The sequence below is a fragment of the Limobrevibacterium gyesilva genome, from assembly GCF_025989185.1.
In the GTDB taxonomy this organism is placed as follows: domain Bacteria; phylum Pseudomonadota; class Alphaproteobacteria; order Acetobacterales; family Acetobacteraceae; genus Limobrevibacterium; species Limobrevibacterium gyesilva.
Genome location: NZ_JAPDNT010000080.1, coordinates 1 through 1,021 on the forward strand (window position 1 = coordinate 1; position 1,021 = coordinate 1,021).

General features: G+C 75.2%; 2 protein-coding genes. Both read right to left on the bottom strand.

Annotated elements, in window-relative coordinates; genetic code table 11:
* A partial coding sequence (gene tilS, locus OL599_RS25785; protein WP_264716935.1) for a tRNA lysidine(34) synthetase TilS occupies nucleotides 1-544 on the bottom strand: 544 nt, incomplete at its 3' end.
* Nucleotides 545-576: 32 nt separating this feature from the next.
* Nucleotides 577-1,021, bottom strand: a 445-nt coding sequence (locus OL599_RS25790) for a tetratricopeptide repeat protein (RefSeq protein WP_408887005.1), incomplete at its 5' end; no start/stop codon positions are given.

Consider the following 1,021-nt stretch of genomic DNA (forward strand, 5'->3'; position numbering starts at 1 on the left):
GGTCGGCGTTGCTGGGGTCCTCGACCCAGGCGATTCCGGCCGCATGCAGCGTGGCGCGCAGCCGGCCGGGCGGAACCGGCAGCAGCGGCCGCAGGCGGCGGACCCGGCCCGCCTCGACCAGGGCCGCCATGCCGGCGAGCCCGGCCGGGCCGCTGCGGTCGAGCAGCCGCATCGCTACGGTTTCCGCCTGGTCGGCGGCATGGTGGGCCAGCAGCAGATGCAGGATGCTGGCCTTGGCGCAGGCCGCCTCCAGCACCGCGTAACGGGCGGCCCGGGCGCGCGCGGCAAGCGCCGGGCCGTGGCCAAGCCCCTGCAAGGTGAACAACCGCGCGGGAATGCCGAGCATGGCCAGGCGGTCGCGGGTACACGCGGCCTCGCCGGCAGACGCCGCGCGCAGCCCGTGATCGACGACCAGGGCGGTGATCCGCCCCCCCCGTGCGCGAGTCCAGTCCCGCGCCAGCAACGCCAGCGCCATGCTGTCGGCCCCGCCGGAGACCGCGACCGCGAGATGCGGCGCGGGTTCGAACGGGCCCAGCGGCGCCATCAGCGCCGCGAATTCCTGCGGTGCGAGCGGCGTCAGCGGCAGCCGGCCCTCTGCCGGGCGCTCGCGATCGGATCCTTCAGGTCGGGCTTCGGCGTGGGGAATTCCGCCTTCAACTTGTCGAGCGTGGCGCAGGCGGCGCGTTTCTCGCCGATCCCGGTCAGCGAATTGGCCAGGCCGAGCAACGAGTCCTGCGCATGCGTGCCGGTGCGCGAACGGTTGTAGGCGTCGTCATACGCCACCGCGGCGCCCTGGAAATCCTTCTTGCCGGCCAGCGACTGGGCCAGCAGGAACTGCGCGTCCGTGCTGCGCGGGGTCCGCGGCCCGGCCAGCACCTCGCGCGCCGCGTTCTCGGCGGCGGCGTAGTCGCGCCGTGCCAGGGCGGCATTGCCTTCCTGCATCGCCAGTTCCGGCGTGCGCTTCGTGGGCGCCGCCGCAGCCGCGCCAGCCGGAGCCGCAGCGGCGGCGCCAAGCGAGCCC